This is a genomic window from Chelatococcus sp. KU-N122 (assembly GCF_055391085.1).
Map to the genome: position 1 here is coordinate 4,648,297 of NZ_AP043981.1, position 19,937 is coordinate 4,668,233.

Consider the following 19,937-nt stretch of genomic DNA (forward strand, 5'->3'; position numbering starts at 1 on the left):
CCCCGTCGTGCAGGGACGTGACATGTGCGCTTACATGGTGCGTTGTCGGCGCCGATACGTGCGGCTATATAGCGACCGCCTAGCGCGGTTAACTGCGTGGAGCGCCCTCTGCAAATGCCAGCGTCCGGGTTGACGAGAGAAGAAGCCGCGATGTCGAATGTCACGATCGGCGAAGGCTACCGACCCTCGGAAGACGAGCCGTTCATGAGTGAGCGGCAGCGCGAATATTTTCGGCGCAAGCTGCTGAAGTGGAAGGACGAGATCCTCAGGGAGAGCAGGGATACGCTGGCCACGCTGCAGAACGAGAACGAAAATCATCCCGATCTCGCCGACCGTGCCTCGTCCGAGACCGATCGCGCCATCGAGCTGCGGGCGCGCGATCGCCAGCGCAAGCTGATTTCGAAGATCGACGACGCGCTGCAGCGGATCGAGGACGGCACCTACGGCTATTGCGAGGAGACCGGTGATCCGATCTCTCTCAAGCGCCTGGAGGCTCGGCCGATCGCGACCTTGTCGCTCGAGGCGCAGGAGCGGCACGAGCGCAACGAGCGCGTCTACCGCGACGATTGAACGGCGTATCGCGCCTGTCGGTCGTACCCTGTCGAGCATGCGTCTGACGGCGTGGGGCGACGTGTGGATCGCGACGGCCCGACGACCCGTCAGGCTGCCGTACCTCCGATTCCCATAGCGTAAAAAGGCTGGGCTGCCCCGGCGATCGTCGTCCCCGCTACGTTGGGGGACGGTGGAGCTTTACTTAGCAGGTCTCGGCCCCCGGCCGCCTGGCGTTGCCCTGTGCGAAGGCTGATCCGAGCACTGGGCGGAGCGGCTGCGTTTGCCGCAGCGCCCGCAGCAAGGGCCCCGAGGCCACGCGTATCCGCGATAGGAGAGAAGTCGCCGCGGGGGACCCGAGTCGCCCGCCCGCGGCCGGTCGCCAGCCCCGGCGATCAGGTCTTGGGGCTGGGGGATCTGAGCAGCCGGGCGAACTCGGCCTCGATGGCCTCGGGCGAGAACGGATCGGGCGGAGCAGCCGGCGCCGGCTCGGACGGCGGTGCCGGGGGCGGCTCGGGCGCTGCGGGAGGCGCCGCCGCAGCCGGCCGCTGTGACGGCTCCGGCGGGCGCGGCGCCGCCGGCGCGGGCGGCTGCGGACGGGCTGGAGCTGTCGGGCCCGGCTGAGCCGTCGGTGCCGGCAAGTCGAAGTTCAGGTCGGGCAGATCGACGCGCTGGTTGCTCGGGCGGCTGGCCGCCGGCGCCGGCGCCTCGGCGGGGGGCTGCGGCGGGCGCGGTGCGGGCGGCGCCGTGGGGCGCCGGAGCCCCGGCAGGTCCAGGGGGCGCAGTGCGGGCGCCGCGGGCCCTTCCGGCCTGGGCGGCTGCGATGCTGGCGCCGGACCCGCGCCCGGGCGATCGCCGGTCCGCGGCGGGTCGGCCAGGGGGACGGGGCGGTTGGGCGCGGGGGGCACCGGCCGCTGCGGCTGTGGCGACGGCGGCTGCGATTGTTGCAGGGGGGGCTGCGGCGGCGGGGCGTCCGGAGGAGAAGACGGGCGGACGGCCGCGAAAGGCTTCTTGAGCGCCTCTTCCAACTGCCTTGCCATGTCGGTCAGGCGCCGCTCGCCGCGTTCTCCTGCGGCAGCCGGCGCGGGCGCGGGAGCCTGCCTGGTCTGGTCCGACGGCACGGCCACGGGCGCCGGCCGTTGCGGTGGGGTTGGTGCAGGCGTCGGCGGCACCGCCTCCGGCCGTGTCGGCGGCCGAGGCTCGAACCGGCGCTCGGGCCGCAGGGCGGGCTCCGGCCGATCGGCGGCGGTACGGGCGTCGACCGACTGGGCCGCCTCGGCCGCTGCCGGCCGGGGCTCCGGCACCGGACGTGCCGGCGGTGGCGCGGCGGGCAGGGGGCGCACGTCCGGGCGGGGCGGCGCCGGCGGCAGGGTGGTAGGCTCGGGCCCCTCCGGGGCGCCGTCCTGGCCCGGCCGGCCCAGCGTCGGCTCGCCCTTGCGGTCGGCGCCCTCGCTCGCCTCGGCCGCGCCCTGCGTCGCCGACGGCTGCCGGCTGGCGTGCCCGCGCAAGATGCCGGCCTCGATGACGACATCCGACGCCCCGCCGATCATCACCAGATGCTCGACGTGGTCGCGGCGAAGCAAGACCAGCTGGCGCTGCTGGTCGAGATCGAAAATATCGACCACGCCGAGACGCGGCTGGCGCGCGCGGGATACCTGCGCGCCGAATTTTTTGCGCCCCCCCGTGATACGGCGAAGCACGAGCGCGAAGACCGTCAGCAACGCGAAGATGATGACGAAAGCGACGAGATATTGGACGGCGGGCGACATCTCAATTCCGAACATCGATCACTCGGCTTTTTCACTGCCGCGGCTACGAAAGCCAAGTCGCGCGACAATTAGGCTACCTGGCGGCACTCTTTCATATTCATGGTTAATCGACCGTTGATCCAGCGGCAATAGTTCTTCCGCACAGGTATGTCATCGGCATCGATCGCCGGACCCGATGATCATCGGGTCCGATCGCGGCAATGTGTGGCCGGCCTTGCCGTTCCGGTGGGGCCCGAGGCGCTGCCGAAGGGGACGAAGGCCCTGCGAACTTTGGGTGAATAACGCGCCGGCGGGCATTGTTGCGCTTGCCCCCACCCGAGCTGGCGCATAAAGGCAGACGAGGGCCTTGAGCAACTTGAACGGGCTCCCAGAGCATTCATGAGCGAGACGACCGCCAACACTGCGCTCAACCGGACCGATCGTCCCGCCCGGGCGGGGTGGCTCGCCGTCTTCGCTCTCGCCGTCGTCGGCGCCGCCGTCGTTTTCTCGCTGCAGGCGAGCGAAGGCGACCGGCCGCTGGTGCTTGCGCTCCTCGCCGTTCTGGCCATCGCCGGCGTCTTTGCGCTGTTTGCGCTCGCCTTCGGCCTCGTCCGCCTCGGCACGCGCGCCGCGGGCGACGACCTGACCCGATCCATCGCCGATACCGCCGCCGAGGGCTTGATCGCCGTCGCGGCCGACGGCGCCGTCGTCTATGCCAACGCGGCCTATCGGCAGCTGACCGGTGCGGCGGCGAGCGCCGACCTGGTGCCGCCGGAGCTGCTCCTCAAGGGCGCGCCGGCCGTGTCGGAGGCCCTGTACCGTCTGGTCCAGTCGGCTCGGGCCGGGCTGGCGCGGGGGGAGGAATTGCGGCTGTCCCCGCCGTTGGCCGGCAGCGGGCACGCCGGCTGGTACCGCGTGGCGGTGCGCCCGCTGGGCCGCGCCGATGCCGATCCGGTGCTGTGGAGCATCGCCGACATCACGGCCGATCGCGACCGGCAGGAGAACGTCTTCCAGGAGCTTCAGCACGCCATCGATTACCTCGACCAGGCGCCGGCGGGATTCTTGTCGCTCGAGCGCGACGGCAGCATCGTCTACATGAACGCGACCCTCGCGAGCTGGCTCGATCACGATCTTGCCAGCGTCGGCACCGGCGGCCTGACGTTGACCGATGTCGTCTCGACGAACGCCGCGGCCCTGCTGAACGGCGTATCCGGCGCGCCGGGCGAGATCAGGACGGATATCCTGGATCTCGATTTTCGCCGGCGCGGCGGCCAGATGCTGCCGGTGCGCCTGTTCCACCGGATCGGCTTCGACGCGGAAGGCCGCCGCGGCCCGTCGCGGACGCTGGTGCTCAACCGGTCTCCCGGTGAGGACGTTGCTGAAGGGCTCCGCCAGGCAGAGGTCCGTTTTGCCCGGTTCTTCAACAACACGCCCGTCGCCATCGCGACGGTGACGCGCGACGGCGCCATCGCGCGCTCGAACGCCTCCTTCTCGCGCCTGTTCGGCACGCCCGCCCGCCGCGACGGGGAGGCGCCCTGGGTGGGCTCGATCATCGCCGAACGCGACAGCGAGCAACTGACCGCGGCAGTCAAGGCGGCCGCGGCAGGCGAGGACGTCGTGCCCTTCGATGCCCTGATCGCCGGCGACGGCGGGCGCTCGGCGCGCTTCTACGTCAGCGGCGTCGACGACGTCGACAGCGACGGCGAGGCCGCCATCATCTACGCGCTCGACACCACCGAGCAGCGGACGCTGGAGGCGCAATTCGCCCAGGCGCAGAAGATGAACGCCGTCGGCCAGTTGGCGGGCGGCGTCGCCCACGATTTCAACAACGTGCTGCAGGCGATCATCGGCTACAGCGATCTGCTGCTCGGCAAGCACCGGCCGACCGATCCGTCGTTCCAGGACATCATGCAGATCAAGCAGAATGCCAACCGGGCCGCGAGCCTGGTGCGGCAACTGCTCGCCTTCTCGCGCCGGCAGACCCTGCGCCCGCAGGTCGTGCAGATCGGCGACATCCTGTCCGACCTGTCGCTGCTGCTGAAGCGGCTGCTCGGCGAGCGGGTGGAGCTCGACGTGCACCACGGCCGCGACCTGTGGCCGGTGAAGGCGGACATCAACCAGTTCGAGCAGGTCATCGTCAATCTGGCCGTCAACGCGCGCGACGCCATGCCCGGCGGCGGCCGGCTGTCCATCCGCACCCAGAACGTGCCGGCAAGTCAGGCGCAACGCTACGACGAGGCGATGCCGGCGGCCGATTATGTGATGATCGAGGCCCAGGACACCGGCACTGGCATGCCGCCCGAGGTGCTGGCCCAGATCTTCGAGCCGTTCTTCACCACCAAGGAGGTGGGCAAGGGCACCGGGCTCGGCCTCTCCACCGTCTACGGCATCGTCAAGCAGACCGGCGGCTTCATCCTCTGCGAGAGCGAGGTGGGGCGCGGCACGGCCTTCCGCATCTTCCTGCCGCGCCACCAGGCCGAGCCCGAGGAGCCGGCGGTGGAAGACGTGGCCAAGGCCAAGAAGCCGGCCATGGACCTGACCGGCCACGGCACGATCCTGCTGGTCGAGGACGAGGAGGCGGTGCGCGCCTTCGCCGCCCGCGCGCTCGCCACGCGCGGCTACACCGTCCTGGAGGCGACCTCCGGCCGCGAGGCGGTGACCCTGCTGGAGCAGCGCGGCGAGCCGGTCGATCTGATCGTCTCGGACGTGGTCATGCCGGAGATGGACGGTCCCTCGCTGCTGCGGGAGCTGCGGGCGCGCAACGTCAACGCCAAGGTGGTCTTCGTCTCCGGCTATGCCGAGGACGCCTTCAAGAAGAACCTGCCCGACGGCGAGAGCTTCGTCTTCCTGCCCAAGCCGTTCAGCCTCAAGCAGCTGATCGAGGCGGTGAAATCGCAGATGGGCTGAGGCCTCGGGGCGGCGGCGGACAGCCCACGCCAGCCGCGTGGGGAGCTTTGCCATGAGCTTCGCCATGCCGCGGCGTAACCGGCGGCGGCGTCGTGGTGTGTCGGCATTTGGGGAGGCTCCGCTGTCGGACGTGACCGAGCGCAACGATGAAGCCGAGCTCGAGCCGGCTGCGCCGTCGCGACGCCGCTTCGTCGCGGAGATCGGGCCGTGGCTGGTGCGGCACGCCGCCGCCGCCGTCCTCGCCTTCGGCGTGCTCGCCTATGCCGCCTACGAGCTCAGCGCCGTGTTCTTCGCCTACACCGGCGATGCTTACGTCGCCGGCGACAGCGTCGCCGTCGCACCGACGGTCGCCGGGCCGATCAGCATGCTGGCGGTCAAGGACAACGACGTGGTGAAGGCCGGCGATGTCCTGTTCCGCATCGATTCCCGGCCCTACGAGCTGACCGTTGCGGAGGATGAGGCCAAGCTCAAGCTGGCCGACGCCAATCTGGTCCAGGCCAACGACGAGGTCAGCGCCGCCGCCGACGAGGTCAGTCAGCGTCAAGCCACCCTGGCCGACGCGCAGGTCACCGAGAGCCGCTACCGGGCGCTGCGCGGCAACGACGTGGTGTCGCAGCAGCAGCTCGATGACGCGACCCGCGATGCGCGCATCGCCAACGCCCTGTTCCTGGCGGCCAAGGCGCGCCTGACGGCCGCGCGGCAGGGCGTGGTGATCCGCGGGGCGGAGCGGGCCGTGGCGGTGCGCGCACTCGACCGGGCCCGCTACGAGCTCGGGCAGACGACAGTCTCGGCGCCGGCGGCGGGGCGTGTGGCACCCTTCCTCGCCCGCGTCGGCGACTACCGCACCGTATCCGAGCCGGTGCTGGCGATCGTGACGGACAACAATTGGCGCGTCGTCGCCAACCTGACCGAACGGCACTTGCGCCGCCTCGCCCCTGGACAGGCTGTTTGGCTGACGATCGGCTCGCGGCCGTGGCAGGTCTATACCGGTCGGGTCCGGTCGGTCGCCAATGGCGTGTCTCGCACGCCGGGCGCGATCAAGGTGCTTCCCTACGTGGAGACCACCACGGACTGGATCCGGCTGCCGCGCCGTTTTCCCGTCGAGATCGATCTGGGCGAGCTGCCGCGGCAACAGCCGCTGTTTCAGGGATCCGACGCGCGCGTCCTGGTGTGGTTCTGAGCCATGGGCTGGGCGCCGCGCCACGGCCTGACGACGGCTGCGGGCGTGGTTCTGGCGGTGCTGATGGCGCTGGCCGCGGAACTGCCGGATCCGTGGTGGGCGGCCATCACCGCCTGGATGGTCGCCAACCCGGATCGGCGCGCCATCCTGCCCAAGAGCATCCTGCGAATCATCGGCACCCTGGCCGGCTGCGCCTTCGGCTACGGCCTGAGCATGCTGCTGGGCGGGCAGCCCCTCCTCATCCTGGCGGCGATCTTCGTCTGCGGCTCTCTCGGCATGCGGGGCCGCTTCACCAGCGCCTACGCCTATGCCTGGGTGCTGTTCGCCATCACCTCCATGATGCTGCTGCTGGTGGGCCTCAATCAGCGCGACGGCCTCTTCGAGTTTGCCGTGGCACGCGCCCTGGAGATCGTCTGCGGCGTCATCGCCGCGCTGGTCGCCGGGCTGGTGCTGGGCGTGAGCGGCGAAGGGCCGGCGCCCGCGGCCGCGCCGCCGGCGAGCGGCGGTGACTACGACTTCAACCTCGATCGCGTGGCGGCCATCGGTGGCCTCATCGGCGTGGTCATCGCCGTCGTCTGGGAAGCCCTGGCCATGCAATCCGCCACCCAGATCGCCATCACCAGCTACATCATCATCGATCGCGACCTGGGCACCAGCCGCGTGCGGGCGCAGCAGCGCATCGGCGGCTGCCTGCTCGGCGCCGCGAGCGGCCTCGTGGTGGTCGGCTTCGGCCCCGCTTCGTTGCTGTTCTGGGCCTGGGCGCTGGGCGCCGGCATCTTCTTCTTCTCGAGCCTCCATCTCGGCGGCGGCGCGCACGCTTACGTCGGCACCCAGGCCGGCATCGCCTACATCATCGCGCTCGTCACCGGCGCCGGCTATCCGACCGACATCATCGCCGTCGTGGAGCGGCTCGCCGGCATCCTCATCGGGGTCTCCCTGGCTATCGCGCTGGCCTACGCGTTGGCGCCGAAAGGGCGCCGGCAGGCCGGGCGCGGGTGAGCGTGCGCCTGCCACCGAGGCGAACAAAAAAAGAACTTGCGGGCTAGAACAAAAAGGGTACAACCAGAGCGTTGAGACTCGTCCGCGCCCCGTGCCATAAGGACCCAAACATGTCCCAATCGACTCTGCGGCTCGTTGAAGGTTCCTCCATGGACAAGACCAAGGCGCTCGACGCTGCGCTCTCCCAGATCGAGCGCGCCTTCGGCAAGGGCTCGATCATGCGTCTCGGCAAGAGCGAGAAGGCGATCGAGATCGAAACCATCTCCACCGGCTCGATCGGGCTCGACATCGCCTTGGGCGTCGGCGGCTTGCCGAGGGGCCGCGTCGTCGAGATCTTCGGGCCCGAATCGTCCGGCAAGACCACGCTCGCGCTGCACACGATCGCCGAGGCGCAGAAGAAGGGTGGCGTCTGCGGCTTCATCGACGCCGAGCACGCGCTCGATCCGGTCTACGCCCGCAAGCTCGGCGTCAAGCTCGACGATCTCCTGATCTCCCAGCCCGACACCGGCGAGCAGGCGTTGGAGATCACCGACACGCTGGTCCGCTCGGGCGCGATCGACGTGCTCGTCGTCGACTCCGTGGCCGCGCTCACGCCGCGGGCGGAGATCGAGGGCGAGATGGGCGACGTGCAGCCGGGCCTGCAGGCGCGGCTGATGAGCCAGGCGCTGCGCAAGCTGACGGCCTCCATCTCGCGCTCCAACACGATGGTCATCTTCATCAACCAGATCCGGATGAAGATCGGCGTCATGTACGGCTCGCCGGAGACGACCACGGGCGGCAACGCGCTGAAGTTCTACGCCTCGGTGCGCCTCGACATCCGCCGTGTCGGCTCGATCAAGGATCGGGACGAGGTCACCGGCAACACGACGCGGGTCAAGGTGGTGAAGAACAAGGTTGCGCCGCCGTTCAAGCAGGTCGAGTTCGACATCATGTACGGTGAGGGCGTGTCCAAGGTGGGCGAGCTCATCGATCTCGGCGTCAAAGGCGGCATCGTCGAGAAGTCGGGCGCCTGGTTCTCGTTCGACAGCCAGAGGCTGGGGCAGGGCCGCGAGAACGCCAAAACCTTCCTGCGCGAGAATCCCGACGTGGCGAACCGGATCGAGGCGTCGATCCGCCAGAATGCCGGCCTTCTGGCCGAACGGATCCTCGACAACGTCGAGCCGTCGGCGGACGACCTGGACGAAGGATCGGCCTGAATTTTGGGCACTGGAGCATCGGATCCGAAAGCGGACGCCGGTTTGGGGACGATCCGATGCCGCTCCAGGTCGACGATTGCGGCAGACGGCGCGGGACGCGTCGATCTTCTGCGCTGCCTGGAGGCAGGCGCGGCCGGGACTTGATGTGGCTCGATCCGAGTATCCTCGACAAGTGTCGATGGGATCTCTAGAAACGCGCTTCGATGTGGGACGGCCGCGGGCCGTCCCTGATGTTGCGAGTGCGTGTCCCCGATGAGCGGCGTCAACGAGATCCGATCGACTTTTCTCGACTACTTCCGGAAGCACGGCCACGAGGTCGTGCCGTCGAGCTCGTTGGTGCCGCGCAACGACCCGACGCTGATGTTCACCAACGCGGGCATGGTCCAGTTCAAGAACGTGTTCACGGGGGCGGAGAAGCGTCCCTACGTGCGCGCCACCTCGTCCCAGAAGTGCGTGCGCGCCGGTGGCAAGCACAACGACCTCGACAACGTGGGCTATACCGCCCGGCATCACACCTTCTTCGAGATGCTGGGGAATTTTTCGTTCGGCGACTATTTCAAGGACCGCGCCATCGAGCTGGCCTGGCAGCTGGTGACGGGCGAGTTCGGGCTGCCGAAGGACAGATTGCTCGTCACCGTCTTTTCCGAAGACGACGAAGCCTATGATCTGTGGCGCAAGATCGCCGGCCTGCCCGAAAGCAAGATCATCCGCATCCCGACGTCCGATAATTTCTGGATGATGGGCGACACCGGGCCGTGCGGGCCCTGCTCGGAGATCTTCTACGATCACGGTGACCACATCCCGGGCGGCCCGCCGGGCAGCCCCGACGAGGATGGCGACCGGTTCATCGAGATCTGGAACCTCGTGTTCATGCAATACGAGCAGCTCAGCCCGCGGGAGCGGCTGGCGCTGCCGCACCCGTCGATCGATACCGGCATGGGGCTGGAGCGCATCTCGGCCCTGCTGCAGGGCACGCACGACAATTACGCCACCGATCTGATGCGCTCGCTGATCATGACGGTGGCCAACCTCACCGGCGTCGACGCCGACGGGCCGCAACGGGTCAGCCACCGGGTCATCGCCGACCATCTGCGCGCCTCGGCCTTCCTGATTGCCGACGGCGTGCTGCCCTCGAACGAGGGGCGCGGCTACGTGCTCCGGCGCATCATGCGGCGCGCCATGCGCCACGCCCAGCTGCTCGGCGCCAAGGAGCCGCTGATGTACCGGCTGGTGCCCGCGCTGGAGCGGGAAATGGGCCACGCCTACCCCGAGCTGACGCGCGCCGACGCGCTGATCACCGAGACGTTGCGGCTCGAGGAGATCAGGTTCCGCCGTACGCTGGAGCGCGGGCTGGCCATCCTCGAGGACGAGAGCCGCGGGCTGGTCAACGGCGATCACCTCTCCGGAGACACGGCCTTCACGCTCTACGATACTTACGGCTTTCCGCTCGACCTCACGCAGGATGCGCTCAGGGCGCGCGGCATCGGCGTCGACACGGAGGCGTTCGAGCGGGCCATGGCGCGCCAGCGCGAGATGGCGCGTGCCGCTTGGGCCGGCTCCGGGGAGGCGGCCACCGAAACGGTCTGGTTCAAGCTGAAGGATCGCGTCGGCGCCACCGAGTTCCTGGGCTATGACACCGAGCAATCGGAAGCGGTGGTGACGGCGATCGTCCGCGACGGGCTGGAGCTGACGTCACTCGGCGCCGGCGAGCGGGCGCAGGTGCTCTTCAACCAGACGCCGTTCTACGGCGAGTCCGGTGGACAGGTGGGCGATGAGGGCACCATTTCGGCGCCGGGCATCAAGGCTCGCATCACGGCGACGGCCAAGCGGCTGGGCGACGTCTTCGTGCACGACGTGGTGGTCGACGCGGGCGAGCTCGCGGTCGGACAGGCGGTGGAGCTCGCCGTCGACCATGACCGGCGCCGTTCCATCCGCGCCAATCACTCGGCGACCCATCTGCTGCACGAGGCGCTGCGCCTCGTCCTGGGCGACCACATCGCTCAGAAGGGCTCGCTCGTGGCGCCCGACCGGCTGCGGTTCGATTTCAGCCATCCCAAGCCGATCGACGATGACGAACTGACCCGCATCGAGGACATCGCCAACGAGGTGGTGCTGCAGAACGATGCCGTGGTGACGCGGCTCATGGCCGTCGACGAAGCGGTCGAATCGGGCGCCCGGGCGCTGTTCGGCGAGAAATACGGCGACGAAGTCCGCGTCGTCAGCATGGGCCGGACGAACGAGCCGTCGAACCGGGCCTTCTCGATCGAGCTCTGCGGCGGCACCCATGTGGCGCGCACCGGCGATATCGGCCTCGTCACCATCGTGTCCGAGGGCGCCGTGGCCGCCGGCGTGCGGCGCATCGAGGCGCTCACCGGCCGCCATGCACGCCGGCAGCTCAAGGACGACAGTCACCGCCTGCAGGGGCTGGCGGGCCAGCTGCGCACCACCGTCGACGAGGCGTCGGCGCGCCTGGAGGCGGTGCTCGAGGAGCGCCGCAAGCTGGAGCGGGAGCTCGCCGAGGCCCGCAAGAAGCTCGCCATGGGCGGCGGCGACGGCGAGACGGGGATCCGTGATGTCGGCGGCGTCAAGCTGTTCGCGCGCGCGGTCGCCGGGGTCGAGATGAAGGACTTGAAGAGCCTTGCCGACGACGCCAAGAAGCGCATCGGCTCGGGCGTGGTGGCCATCGTCAGCGTTGCTGACGACGGCAAGGCGGCGATCGTCGTCGGCGTCACCGGGGATCTCACCGAGACCTTCGACGCCGTTCACCTGGTCAAGCTGGGCGCCGCCGAGCTTGGTGGCAAGGGCGGCGGCGGCCGCCGCGACCTGGCGCAGGCCGGCGGCCCGGACGGCAGCAGAGCGGACAGCGCGCTCGAGGTCATCGAGCGGGCCCTCGCGGCCTGACGCCGCGCCGGGCAGCCAGGCAGGGCCGCCTCGCTACATCGACTGCTGTTCCAGCGTCGTCCGCAGGACCGTCTCCAGGTCGCGCAGCTGAAAGGGCTTGTTGAGCACGCCGACGAGGCCAGGGGCCTCGAACTCGTCGACGACGCTGCGCGAGTCGTAACCCGTCGCGAAGATGACCGGCAGGCCGGGCCTCAGCTCCAGGCAGGCCTTGGCCAGCGCCGGACCGCGCATGTCCGGCAGGCCCACATCCGTGAGCAGCAGGTTGATGCCGGCATTCTGCTTCAGGAGATCGAGCGCCACCCGGGCGCAGTCGGCCTCCACGACGGTGTGGCCGAGGTCCTCGAGCATGTCGACGGTCGTCATGCGGACGAACATTTCGTCCTCGACCACGAGCACGCAGAGCGGTGTCGCCCCCTCGGTCAATGCTCACCTCGCGATCGTGGCCACGCTGTCGTAGAGCGGAGCGCGGCTCGGCGTGGACCGGTAAATCATGTCCCGATCAGACGGACTCATCCGATCGGGTAGACATGCTCCAAGCCATTGAATCTGGAGCGTTTCTCTCCGATCGGGTGGTTCCGCGATCAGGAAGCGTCCATGGTCTAGCGAAGCCAGCCCCGGCTCCGGCTAGGCCGTGATTTTAGTGCAGCTCGCCCACCCCTGGCTATCGCTTTGATGCCGCCTCAGCCCCCGCCGCTCGTGGCGGGGACTGACACGCCCCGATCTTCAGACCGGATCGATGCTTCGGCTCCTCGGAGCCGGCGCGGCCGCTCCGCGGTCGCGCGAGCCCCTCCGCGCGGGAGGGGCTGCGGCGATCAGGCCATCGCCCGCTTCAGGTTCTCGTCGATCTTGTCGAGGAAGCCGGTGGTCGACAGCCACTTCTGGTCGGCGCCCACGAGCAGGGCCAGGTCCTTGGTCATGAACCCGGCCTCGACGGTGTCGACGCAGACCGTCTCCAGCGTCTGGGCGAAGCGGGCGAGCTCGGCGTTGTCGTCGAGCTTGGCGCGGTGGGCGAGACCCCGGGTCCAGGCGAAGATGGACGCGATCGAATTGGTCGACGTCTCCTTGCCCTTCTGGTGCTCGCGGTAGTGGCGCGTCACCGTGCCGTGGGCCGCCTCCGATTCGACGATCTTGCCGTCGGGCGTCATCAGGACCGAGGTCATCAGCCCGAGCGAGCCGAAGCCCTGGGCGACGATGTCCGACTGCACGTCGCCGTCGTAGTTCTTGCAGGCCCACACATAGCCGCCGGACCACTTGAGCGCCGAAGCCACCATGTCGTCGATCAGTCGATGCTCGTAGTGCAGGCCGAGCGGCTCGAACTTGGCCTTGAACTCGGTGTCGTAGACCTCCTGGAAGATGTCCTTGAAGCGGCCGTCGTAGGCCTTGAGGATGGTGTTCTTGGTGGACAGGTACACCGGGTACTTGCGATTGAGCCCGTAGTTCAGCGAGGCCCGGGCGAAGTCGCGGATCGAGTCGTCCAGGTTGTACATGGCCAGCGCGACGCCGGAGCCCGGCGCCTTGTACACCTCCTTCTCGATCACCTGGCCGTCCTCGCCGACGAACTTGATGGTGAGCGTGCCCTTGCCCGGGAAGCGGAAGTCGGTCGCGCGGTACTGGTCGCCGAAGGCGTGACGGCCGACGACGATCGGCTGCGTCCAGCCGGGGACCAGGCGCGGCACGTTCTTGCAGATGATCGGCTCGCGGAAGATGACGCCGCCCAGGATGTTGCGGATGGTGCCGTTGGGCGACTTCCACATCTCCTTGAGGTTGAACTCCTTCACCCGCGCCTCGTCCGGCGTGATGGTCGCGCACTTGACGCCGACGCCGTGCTTCTTGATCGCCTCGGCGGCCTCGACGGTGACCTTGTCGTTGGTCGCGTCGCGATGCTCGACGCCGAGGTCGTAGTACAGCAGGTCGACCTCGAGGTAGGGGTGGATCAGCTTGTCCTTGATGTACTGCCAGATGATCCGGGTCATCTCGTCGCCATCGAGCTCGACGACCGGGTTCGCCACCTTGATCTTCGCCATCGTCAACAATCCTCGCGGGAGCGCCTGCACGGCTTGGTTTCGGCGCGGACTGAGCGGCAGCGCGCCTCTGGCCTGCTTCTAGCGCGCCGATCGCACTTGCGAAAGCAGGGAGGGGACAAGCGTCCGCCGCTCTGGTCGGGAGGGCGCTTTTCGTATTGACTGCGACGCGCTCAAGGACGGGTGCGAACGGAGGTGAACGGGTGGCGAAGAAACCGATCTGGCAGTGGTCCGCGGTCGATACGGCCAAGGCGATCAGGACCGGCAAGACGAGCGCCGAAGAGGTCGTCGATGCGCACATCCGCCGCATGCAGAAAGCCAACCCCGCCATCAACGCCGTGGTCGTCGATCTGTCCGAGCCGGCGGCAAAGGCGGCCAGGGCCGCCGACAAGGCGTTGGCCAAGCGCAAGCCCATCGGGCCGCTGCACGGCGTGCCGGTCACCGTCAAGATCAACGTCGACGTGGAGGGCCAGGCCAATTCGAACGGCGTCGCGGCCTTCAAGCAGACGATCGCTCCCGCCGATTCGCCCGTCGTCGCCAACCTGAAGAAGGCCGGCGCAATCATCGTCGGCATGACCAACACGCCCGAGTTCTCCATGCGGGCCTTCACCGACAATCCGCTGCACGGCCTGACGCGCAATCCCTGGGACCCGGCCATCACCTGCGGTGGCTCCTCGGGCGGTGCCGGCGCGTCGATTGCGGCCGGCATCGGCTGCATCGCCCACGGCAACGACATCGGCGGCTCGCTACGCTGGCCCGCCTTCTGCAACGGCATCGCCACCATCAAGCCGACCCAGGGGCGCATCCCGGCCTTCAACCCCAGCGCCGCAGCCGAGCGGCCCCTGATCGCGCAGCTCATGTCGTGCCAAGGACCGCTGGCACGCTCGGTCGCCGATGTCGCCCTGGGGCTCGAGGTCATGGCCGCCCGCGATCCGCGCGATCCCTGGTGGGTGCCGGCACCGCTCGACGGCCCGAAGCTCCCCGGCCCGATTCGCGTCGCGGTGGCGAAGACGCCGTCCGACATGGACGTCGATCGCGACGTGATCAGCCTGGTGCGGACGGCGGCCGACCACCTCGCCGAAGCGGGCTACGACGTCACCGAGGTGGAGGTGCCCGATCTCACCGGCACCTGGCAGCTCTGGGCCGACCTGATCATGACCGAGCTGCACGTGCTGCAGGAAAAGCAGATGCGCGAGGTCGCCAGCGCCGACTTCCAGCAGACCCTCGACGCCTTCCTCGGCGTCGCCAACCTGCTCGATGGCGAGGGCTACATGAAGGCCGTCGCCCAGCGCTCACGGGTGCTGCGCAACTGGCTTCAGTTCCTGGAGACCTATCCGGTGGTCCTGACGCCGCTCTCCGTCAAGCCGACGCCGCAGGTCAACGCTGATCTCGGCGGAGCGCAGAGCGTGAAGGATCTGTTCTGGAACGACGTTCGTTTCATGTCGGCGATCAACGTGCTCGGGCTGCCGGCGGCGGTGGTGCCGGTGGGGCTGCTCGAGGGCAAGCCCATTGGCGTCCAGCTCATCGCCTCGCGCTACCGCGAGGATATCTGCCTGGCCGCGGCCGCCGCCATCGAGAGCAAGGCGGGCACCGTCGTGCAGAAGCTCTGGAAGCGGGCTGCGGCGGCATAGCCGGTAGCGCCGCCCGGGCCGACCTATACGAATGCGCATTCGCGGGCCCCAAGCAGGCCGGCCGCGGACCTTGAAGGTGGATGACCAGCCATGACGACGACTGCCGGCCACGGCGCCGGAGCTGCCCTTCTCGCCGATATCGGAGGGACCAACGCCCGTTTCGCGTTGCTCGCGGGCGGCACCCAGGGCCCGGTCGCCCATTTCGCCGTGGCCGATTTCTCCCGTTTCGACGAGGCCATGGCCGCCTTCCTCGACGGTCGCAAGGTGGACCGGGCGGCCATTGCGGTGGCGGGGCCGGTCCGCGACGGCCGCGTGGAGCTCACCAACAGCGCCTGGGTCGTCGACCGGCGTGAGCTCGAGACGCGCTTCGGCATACCGGCGATCAGTGTCGTCAACGACTTCGAGGCCCTGGCCCGCGCCGTTCCGGCGATGGTGGCGGCGGATCTCGAGCCCCTCGGCGGTGGCGGCGGCGCCACGGTCGGCCGCCTCGACGAGCCGGTCGCCATCGTCGGGCCGGGAACGGGCCTGGGCGTCGCCTGCCTGGTGCCGACCGGCGCGGGCTTCGCCGTGCTCGATTCGGAGGGGGGGCACGTCACCGCGCCCAGCTGGTCGGCGCGCACCGATGCCCTCATCGGCTATCTGCGCGGCATCCACGGCCATGTCTCGGCCGAAAGGCTGGTCTCGGGCCAAGGGCTCGAGAACCTGTTTCGCGCGATCGTGGCGGTTGATCGTCGCGATGAGCCGTTGAAGAGCGCCGTCGACATCACCAAAAGCGCGGTGGCCGGCACCTGCCCCACCAGCGTCGAGGTAGTGGAGCTGTTCTGCGCCATGCTCGGCGAAGTCGCCGGCAATTTTGCCCTGTCCTACGGCGCCAAGGGCGGCGTCTATATTGCCGGCGGCATTGGCCCGCGGATCGTGCCGCAGCTGAAGGCCTCCGCGTTTCACGCCCGCTTCGTCGCCAAAGGCCGGTTCGAAACGTATCTGGAAGCGATACCGACCTTTCTCATCACCCACGCCGACGCCACGTTCCTGGGGCTCAAGGCGATCGTGGATCTGCACCCGGCGGCGGCCTCGTCGGCTGTCCTCGCCGGCGGCGCGGCGTCTTGAACGAGGGCGGACGCCGGTAGACCGATGGCAGGAACCGACCACACCAAACAGCCGATCGCGGGCGGACCGATCGTTATCCTGGTGCGCCCGCAGCTCGCCGAGAACATCGGCATGGCGGCCCGCGCCATGGCCAACTTCGGGCTCGATCAGATGCGGCTCGTCGCGCCCCGCGGCGGCTGGCCCAAGAAGGGCGTCCGCGAGGCGTCCTCCGGGGCCGTTCATATTCTCGACGGCGTTGCGCTCTACGATGACCTGCGCTCGGCCATCGGCGACTGTCACCTGGTGTTGGCCGCCACGGCCCGCGAGCGAGGCCAGGCCAAGCCGGTCATCGGGGCGGACAAGGCAGCCGCCGAGATGGCGGCGCACTTCGCCGCCGGCGAGCGGGTCGCGATCGTCTTCGGGCCGGAGCGCAGCGGTCTCGACAACGACGAGGTGGGCCTGGCCGATCGGGTGATCAGCTTTCCCGTCAATCCCGCCTTCGCCTCGCTCAATCTGGCGCAAGCCGTCCTGCTGGTCGGCTACGAGTGGTTCAAGGCCGCCCGTATCGCCGAGCCTGCCCCCTTCGTCATCCGGTCGCCGCCGGCGACGCGCGAAGCTCTGTTCTCGTTCTTCGATTTCCTGAAGCGGGAGCTCGACAACGCCGGCTTCTTCGTGCCGCCCGAAAAACGGCCGATCATGACGCGCAACCTTCTCAACATCTTCCACCGTATCTCGATGACCGACCAGGACGTTCGCACGCTGCGCGGAGCGGTCGTGGCGTTGGTCCAGGGGCGCCGGGGGAAGCGGTCGATGACGTCCGATCCCTCCGATGAGGGGCCCGGAACGGCGGGACCCTTGGACAACCCCTGATTTGAGCGTTGCTGTGGCCTCGGGGCCCTTGTACCGTTCCGGCCGCTCTGCGAGCGTCTGATCCACCGGAGAGCGTTCCATGTTGGTTTTTCGTCGCGCGTTCCTGACCGTCGTCGTGGCCTTCGCCGTGTCGGCGATGGGCCTGCGCGCCGAAGCCGCAGCGCCGCCGCCGCAAGCGGCCAAAGGCCCGGGCGGTACCGACTACGTCACCGCTGACGTGCTCAAGCAGGCCTTCGGCGCCGGCAGCAGCCAGGGGCTGGTCTTCCGTCCGGCGGGCCGCGCCAATGAGCCGCGCCCGGTGGTGATCTTCGTGCATGCGCCGGGCGCCTTCTCGCCCAAGTACTACGGCGCCTGGATCGAGCATCTGGCGCGCAAGGGCTTTATCGTAATCTATCCGCGATATCAGGAAGATATCGGGAAGACGCCGTTCGAGAAGATGGCCGAGGAAGCGGCCAAGGGCGTCCAGTCCGCGCTCGTCGGCCTCAAGGCCGATCCCGACGCCAACCCCGATCTCGACAAGGTGCTGGCGATCGGCCACTCCGGCGGGGCCATCATCGCCGCCGACATGGCCAGCCAAGCGGCGCGGAATGACCTGCCGCCGGTCAGGCTGGTCTTCGGGGTGACGCCGGCCAAACCCGCGGGAGAAAAGGTGAGGGGCGTTCCGCTCGCCGATCTTGCCACCCTGGATCCCAAGACCGTTGTCGTGATGATGACCGGAGACCGGGACACCGTCGGTGGCGAGTACGGCGCCCGCGCGATCCTGCGTGCGGCGGTCAACCTCCCTCAGGAGCAGAAGCTCTTGATTCGCGCCGGTTCGGACAACCACGGCCAGCCGCCACTTTTCGTCGGCCACTACTCGCCCGTATCGCCCAACGCGGCTTACGACCTTGCCGCCATCCCCGGCGCCAACCCGCCGGCACCGGCGGCCGCCGATGCGAAGAAGGACAAGCCTGCGCCGAAGGCTGCACGCAAGCCGGCGAAGGACGCGCAGGAACTCTGGCGCGTCGGCTTCGAGGAGCGCAAGGAGCTGCCGTCCTACGACGCCCAGAGCGTCGATGCGACCGACTATCTGCTGTTCTGGCGCACCTTCGAAATTGCGGCAGCGGCGGTCCTGGCTGGCGGCGATGCTCTCGCGATCAAGCGCGATGGCCGGCTCTACGATCTCGGCCAGTGGAGCGATGGCTGGCCCCTGAAGCGGCTGACCACGGAAACGCCGAAGCCGGAGGCGCTCAAGACCGATGCGCCGACCAGCGAGGCGCCTCCACCGCCGCCGCCTGCTCCGGCCAAGACCAAGCGCGATCGCACCTGATTCGGCCGCATCGGCCGCCGACGAGGGCTGCGCTGCGACGGGCTCATCGCCGCAGTGGCGTTGTCGCAATCGTGTGATCGGGCCGCGGCAGACTGCGCGCAGCAACCGGAAGCGGTCGCGATGCAGGGGGACTCGAACTGCTGCGACATCCTCTGGTGCCGCCGCCAGCCGGTCCTACATAAGGGCGGCTGCCGTCTGCCGCCCTCGAGCTTGCCATGCCCATGACACGTCGCACGTTCGTTGCCGCTGCCTCGGCCGGTGCCGTCGCCGGGCCGGCCGTCGTTCGCGCCGACGAGCCGCCTCACCACGTCGTGGTGATCGGCGCGGGAGCGGCCGGGCTTGCCGCGGCGCGCCAGCTGCTCCGCCTCGGCCGGCAGGTAACGGTTCTGGAGGCCCGCGACCGCATCGGCGGTCGAGCCTACACCGACACCAGTCTCGGCTCGCCGTTCGATGCGGGGGCGGCCTATATCCATTGGGCCGAAGACAACCCCTGGCTTCGCTACGCGCGGGAGGTCGGCGCCAATCTCATGGTCGACCGTTGGACCCCGGGGGCCGTGCGCGTCTTCGACCGCGGCGCCGCCGTGCCGGCCGAGCGCGCGGCGAAGCGCCGGTCGTCGTTCGGGACGCTGAACCGGCTGACCGAGGATCGCGCCGCGACAGGCAAGGACATCTCCTTCGCCGAGCTGACCGCCGGCGACGCGGAGCTGCGTCTCGCCGCCGGCGGCCTGACCCGCCTGGCGCTGGGCCAGGATCCCGAGCGCGTATCCGTCGCCGATTACGTTCAGCTGGCGTCCGGCACGGATTATCTGGTGGAGGAGGGCTACGGTCACCTCGTCGCCCGCTACAACGCCGATGTGCCGGTGCGGCTCGGCACGCCGGCGACCGCGGTCCACTGGGACGGCGCCGGGGTCGTCGTCGATACCCCAGGCGGCGGCATCCGCGCGGATGCGGCGGTGGTGACGGTGCCCATCGGCGTGCTCCAGGGCGGTGGCCTCGCCTTCAAGCCCGATCTGCCGGCCCCCACCCTGGCCGCCATCGACGGCCTCGCCATGGGCGCGTTGACCAAGATCGCGCTGCGTCTCGACGGCAATCGCTTCGGTTTCGCCGACGGCATGGACCTGTTCGATATCGGCGAGGCGGAGAACCCGGTCGACCTGGAGCTTTGGTCGTTCAGGCGCGACCTCGTGGTCGCGCATCTGGGAGGAGATGGCGCCCGCGCCGTGTGCGAGGCCGGCGAAGCCGCAGCCGTGACGTTTGCGCTCGACAAGCTCGCGGCCATCGTCGGTGCCGACGCCAGGCGCGCCTTCGTGCAGGGCCGTCTGGCCGGGTGGTGGACGGATCCCCTGGCGCGCGGCAGCTATTCGGTCGCCAAGCCGGGGCATGCGGCGGCGCGCGCCGTGCTGGCCCGGCCGATCGCCGGCCGGCTCATCTTCGCCGGTGAGGCGACCGCCGGTACCGGCGCCATGACCGTCGGCGGCGCGACGCTCGCCGGCACGCGCGCCGCGCAGATCATCGCCCAGGCCAAATCGGGCTGATCGCG

At 69.3% G+C, this 19,937-nt stretch carries 15 protein-coding genes; 12 read left to right on the forward strand and 3 right to left on the reverse strand.

Annotation, left to right across the window (positions count from 1 at the left end):
- Positions 1-150: 150 nt before the first annotated feature.
- Positions 151-570, forward strand: coding sequence for an RNA polymerase-binding protein DksA (dksA, locus tag ACZ5PO_RS20955; RefSeq protein ID WP_464183646.1), 420 nt, complete (start codon positions 151-153; stop codon positions 568-570).
- A gap of 374 nt (positions 571-944) precedes the next feature.
- Here the strand turns inward: dksA and ACZ5PO_RS20960 are convergent, their stop codons facing one another.
- Positions 945-2,102 (reverse strand): hypothetical protein, encoded by a 1,158-nt coding sequence (locus ACZ5PO_RS20960; protein ID WP_464183647.1) that lies wholly within the window; start codon positions 2,100-2,102, stop codon positions 945-947.
- A gap of 3 nt (positions 2,103-2,105) precedes the next feature.
- On the opposite strand from ACZ5PO_RS20960, the gene ACZ5PO_RS20965 reads away from it, so the two are divergent.
- The 6 genes from ACZ5PO_RS20965 (at position 2,106) to alaS (ending at position 11,480) form a co-directional block, all read left to right on the forward strand.
- Complete coding sequence (locus tag ACZ5PO_RS20965) at positions 2,106-2,390, forward strand: hypothetical protein (protein WP_464183649.1); 285 nt, start codon at positions 2,106-2,108, stop codon at positions 2,388-2,390.
- A 306-nt stretch (positions 2,391-2,696) separates the two neighbouring features.
- Positions 2,697-5,204: a cell cycle histidine kinase CckA gene (gene cckA, locus ACZ5PO_RS20970; RefSeq protein ID WP_464183650.1), complete on the forward strand. Its 2,508-nt coding sequence runs from the start codon at positions 2,697-2,699 to the stop codon at positions 5,202-5,204.
- 52 nt (positions 5,205-5,256) lie between these two features.
- Positions 5,257-6,384 (forward strand): HlyD family secretion protein, encoded by a 1,128-nt coding sequence (locus ACZ5PO_RS20975; protein WP_464183652.1) that lies wholly within the window; start codon positions 5,257-5,259, stop codon positions 6,382-6,384.
- A gap of 3 nt (positions 6,385-6,387) precedes the next feature.
- Positions 6,388-7,383 (forward strand): FUSC family protein, encoded by a 996-nt coding sequence (locus ACZ5PO_RS20980; protein WP_464183653.1) that lies wholly within the window; start codon positions 6,388-6,390, stop codon positions 7,381-7,383.
- Between the two features lie 110 nt (positions 7,384-7,493).
- The gene (gene recA / locus ACZ5PO_RS20985) at positions 7,494-8,579 is read left to right on the forward strand and encodes a recombinase RecA (RefSeq protein WP_464183655.1); all 1,086 of its coding nucleotides are present in this window, start codon (positions 7,494-7,496) and stop codon (positions 8,577-8,579) included.
- A 252-nt stretch (positions 8,580-8,831) separates the two neighbouring features.
- Entirely contained in the window at positions 8,832-11,480 is a 2,649-nt protein-coding gene (gene alaS / locus ACZ5PO_RS20990; RefSeq protein WP_464183657.1) for an alanine--tRNA ligase, read from the forward strand.
- Between the two features lie 33 nt (positions 11,481-11,513).
- Here alaS and ACZ5PO_RS20995 read toward each other — a convergent pair whose 3' ends face one another.
- Both ACZ5PO_RS20995 and ACZ5PO_RS21000 read right to left on the reverse strand, forming a co-directional pair.
- Positions 11,514-11,903 carry a response regulator gene (locus ACZ5PO_RS20995; protein ID WP_464183659.1) on the reverse strand — a complete coding sequence of 130 codons (390 nt, stop codon included), beginning with the start codon at positions 11,901-11,903 and terminating at the stop codon, positions 11,514-11,516.
- A 389-nt stretch (positions 11,904-12,292) separates the two neighbouring features.
- Positions 12,293-13,504 carry an NADP-dependent isocitrate dehydrogenase gene (locus ACZ5PO_RS21000; protein ID WP_464183660.1) on the reverse strand — a complete coding sequence of 404 codons (1,212 nt, stop codon included), beginning with the start codon at positions 13,502-13,504 and terminating at the stop codon, positions 12,293-12,295.
- 131 nt (positions 13,505-13,635) lie between these two features.
- On the opposite strand from ACZ5PO_RS21000, the gene ACZ5PO_RS21005 reads away from it, so the two are divergent.
- The 5 genes from ACZ5PO_RS21005 to ACZ5PO_RS21025 all read left to right on the forward strand — a co-directional run bounded on the left by ACZ5PO_RS21005 (position 13,636) and on the right by ACZ5PO_RS21025 (position 19,932).
- A complete protein-coding gene (locus ACZ5PO_RS21005) occupies positions 13,636-15,132 on the forward strand; it encodes an amidase family protein (RefSeq protein ID WP_464196962.1) in 1,497 nt (498 codons plus the stop codon).
- Positions 15,133-15,222: 90 nt separating this feature from the next.
- Complete coding sequence (gene glk / locus ACZ5PO_RS21010) at positions 15,223-16,239, forward strand: glucokinase (protein ID WP_464183662.1); 1,017 nt, start codon at positions 15,223-15,225, stop codon at positions 16,237-16,239.
- Positions 16,240-16,263: 24 nt separating this feature from the next.
- Positions 16,264-17,088, forward strand: coding sequence for an RNA methyltransferase (locus ACZ5PO_RS21015; protein WP_464183663.1), 825 nt, complete (start codon positions 16,264-16,266; stop codon positions 17,086-17,088).
- A 79-nt stretch (positions 17,089-17,167) separates the two neighbouring features.
- Positions 17,168-18,397 carry an alpha/beta hydrolase family protein gene (locus ACZ5PO_RS21020; protein WP_464183664.1) on the forward strand — a complete coding sequence of 410 codons (1,230 nt, stop codon included), beginning with the start codon at positions 17,168-17,170 and terminating at the stop codon, positions 18,395-18,397.
- 215 nt (positions 18,398-18,612) lie between these two features.
- Positions 18,613-19,932: a flavin monoamine oxidase family protein gene (locus ACZ5PO_RS21025; RefSeq protein ID WP_464183666.1), complete on the forward strand. Its 1,320-nt coding sequence runs from the start codon at positions 18,613-18,615 to the stop codon at positions 19,930-19,932.
- The last annotated feature ends 5 nt before the right edge of the window (positions 19,933-19,937 follow it).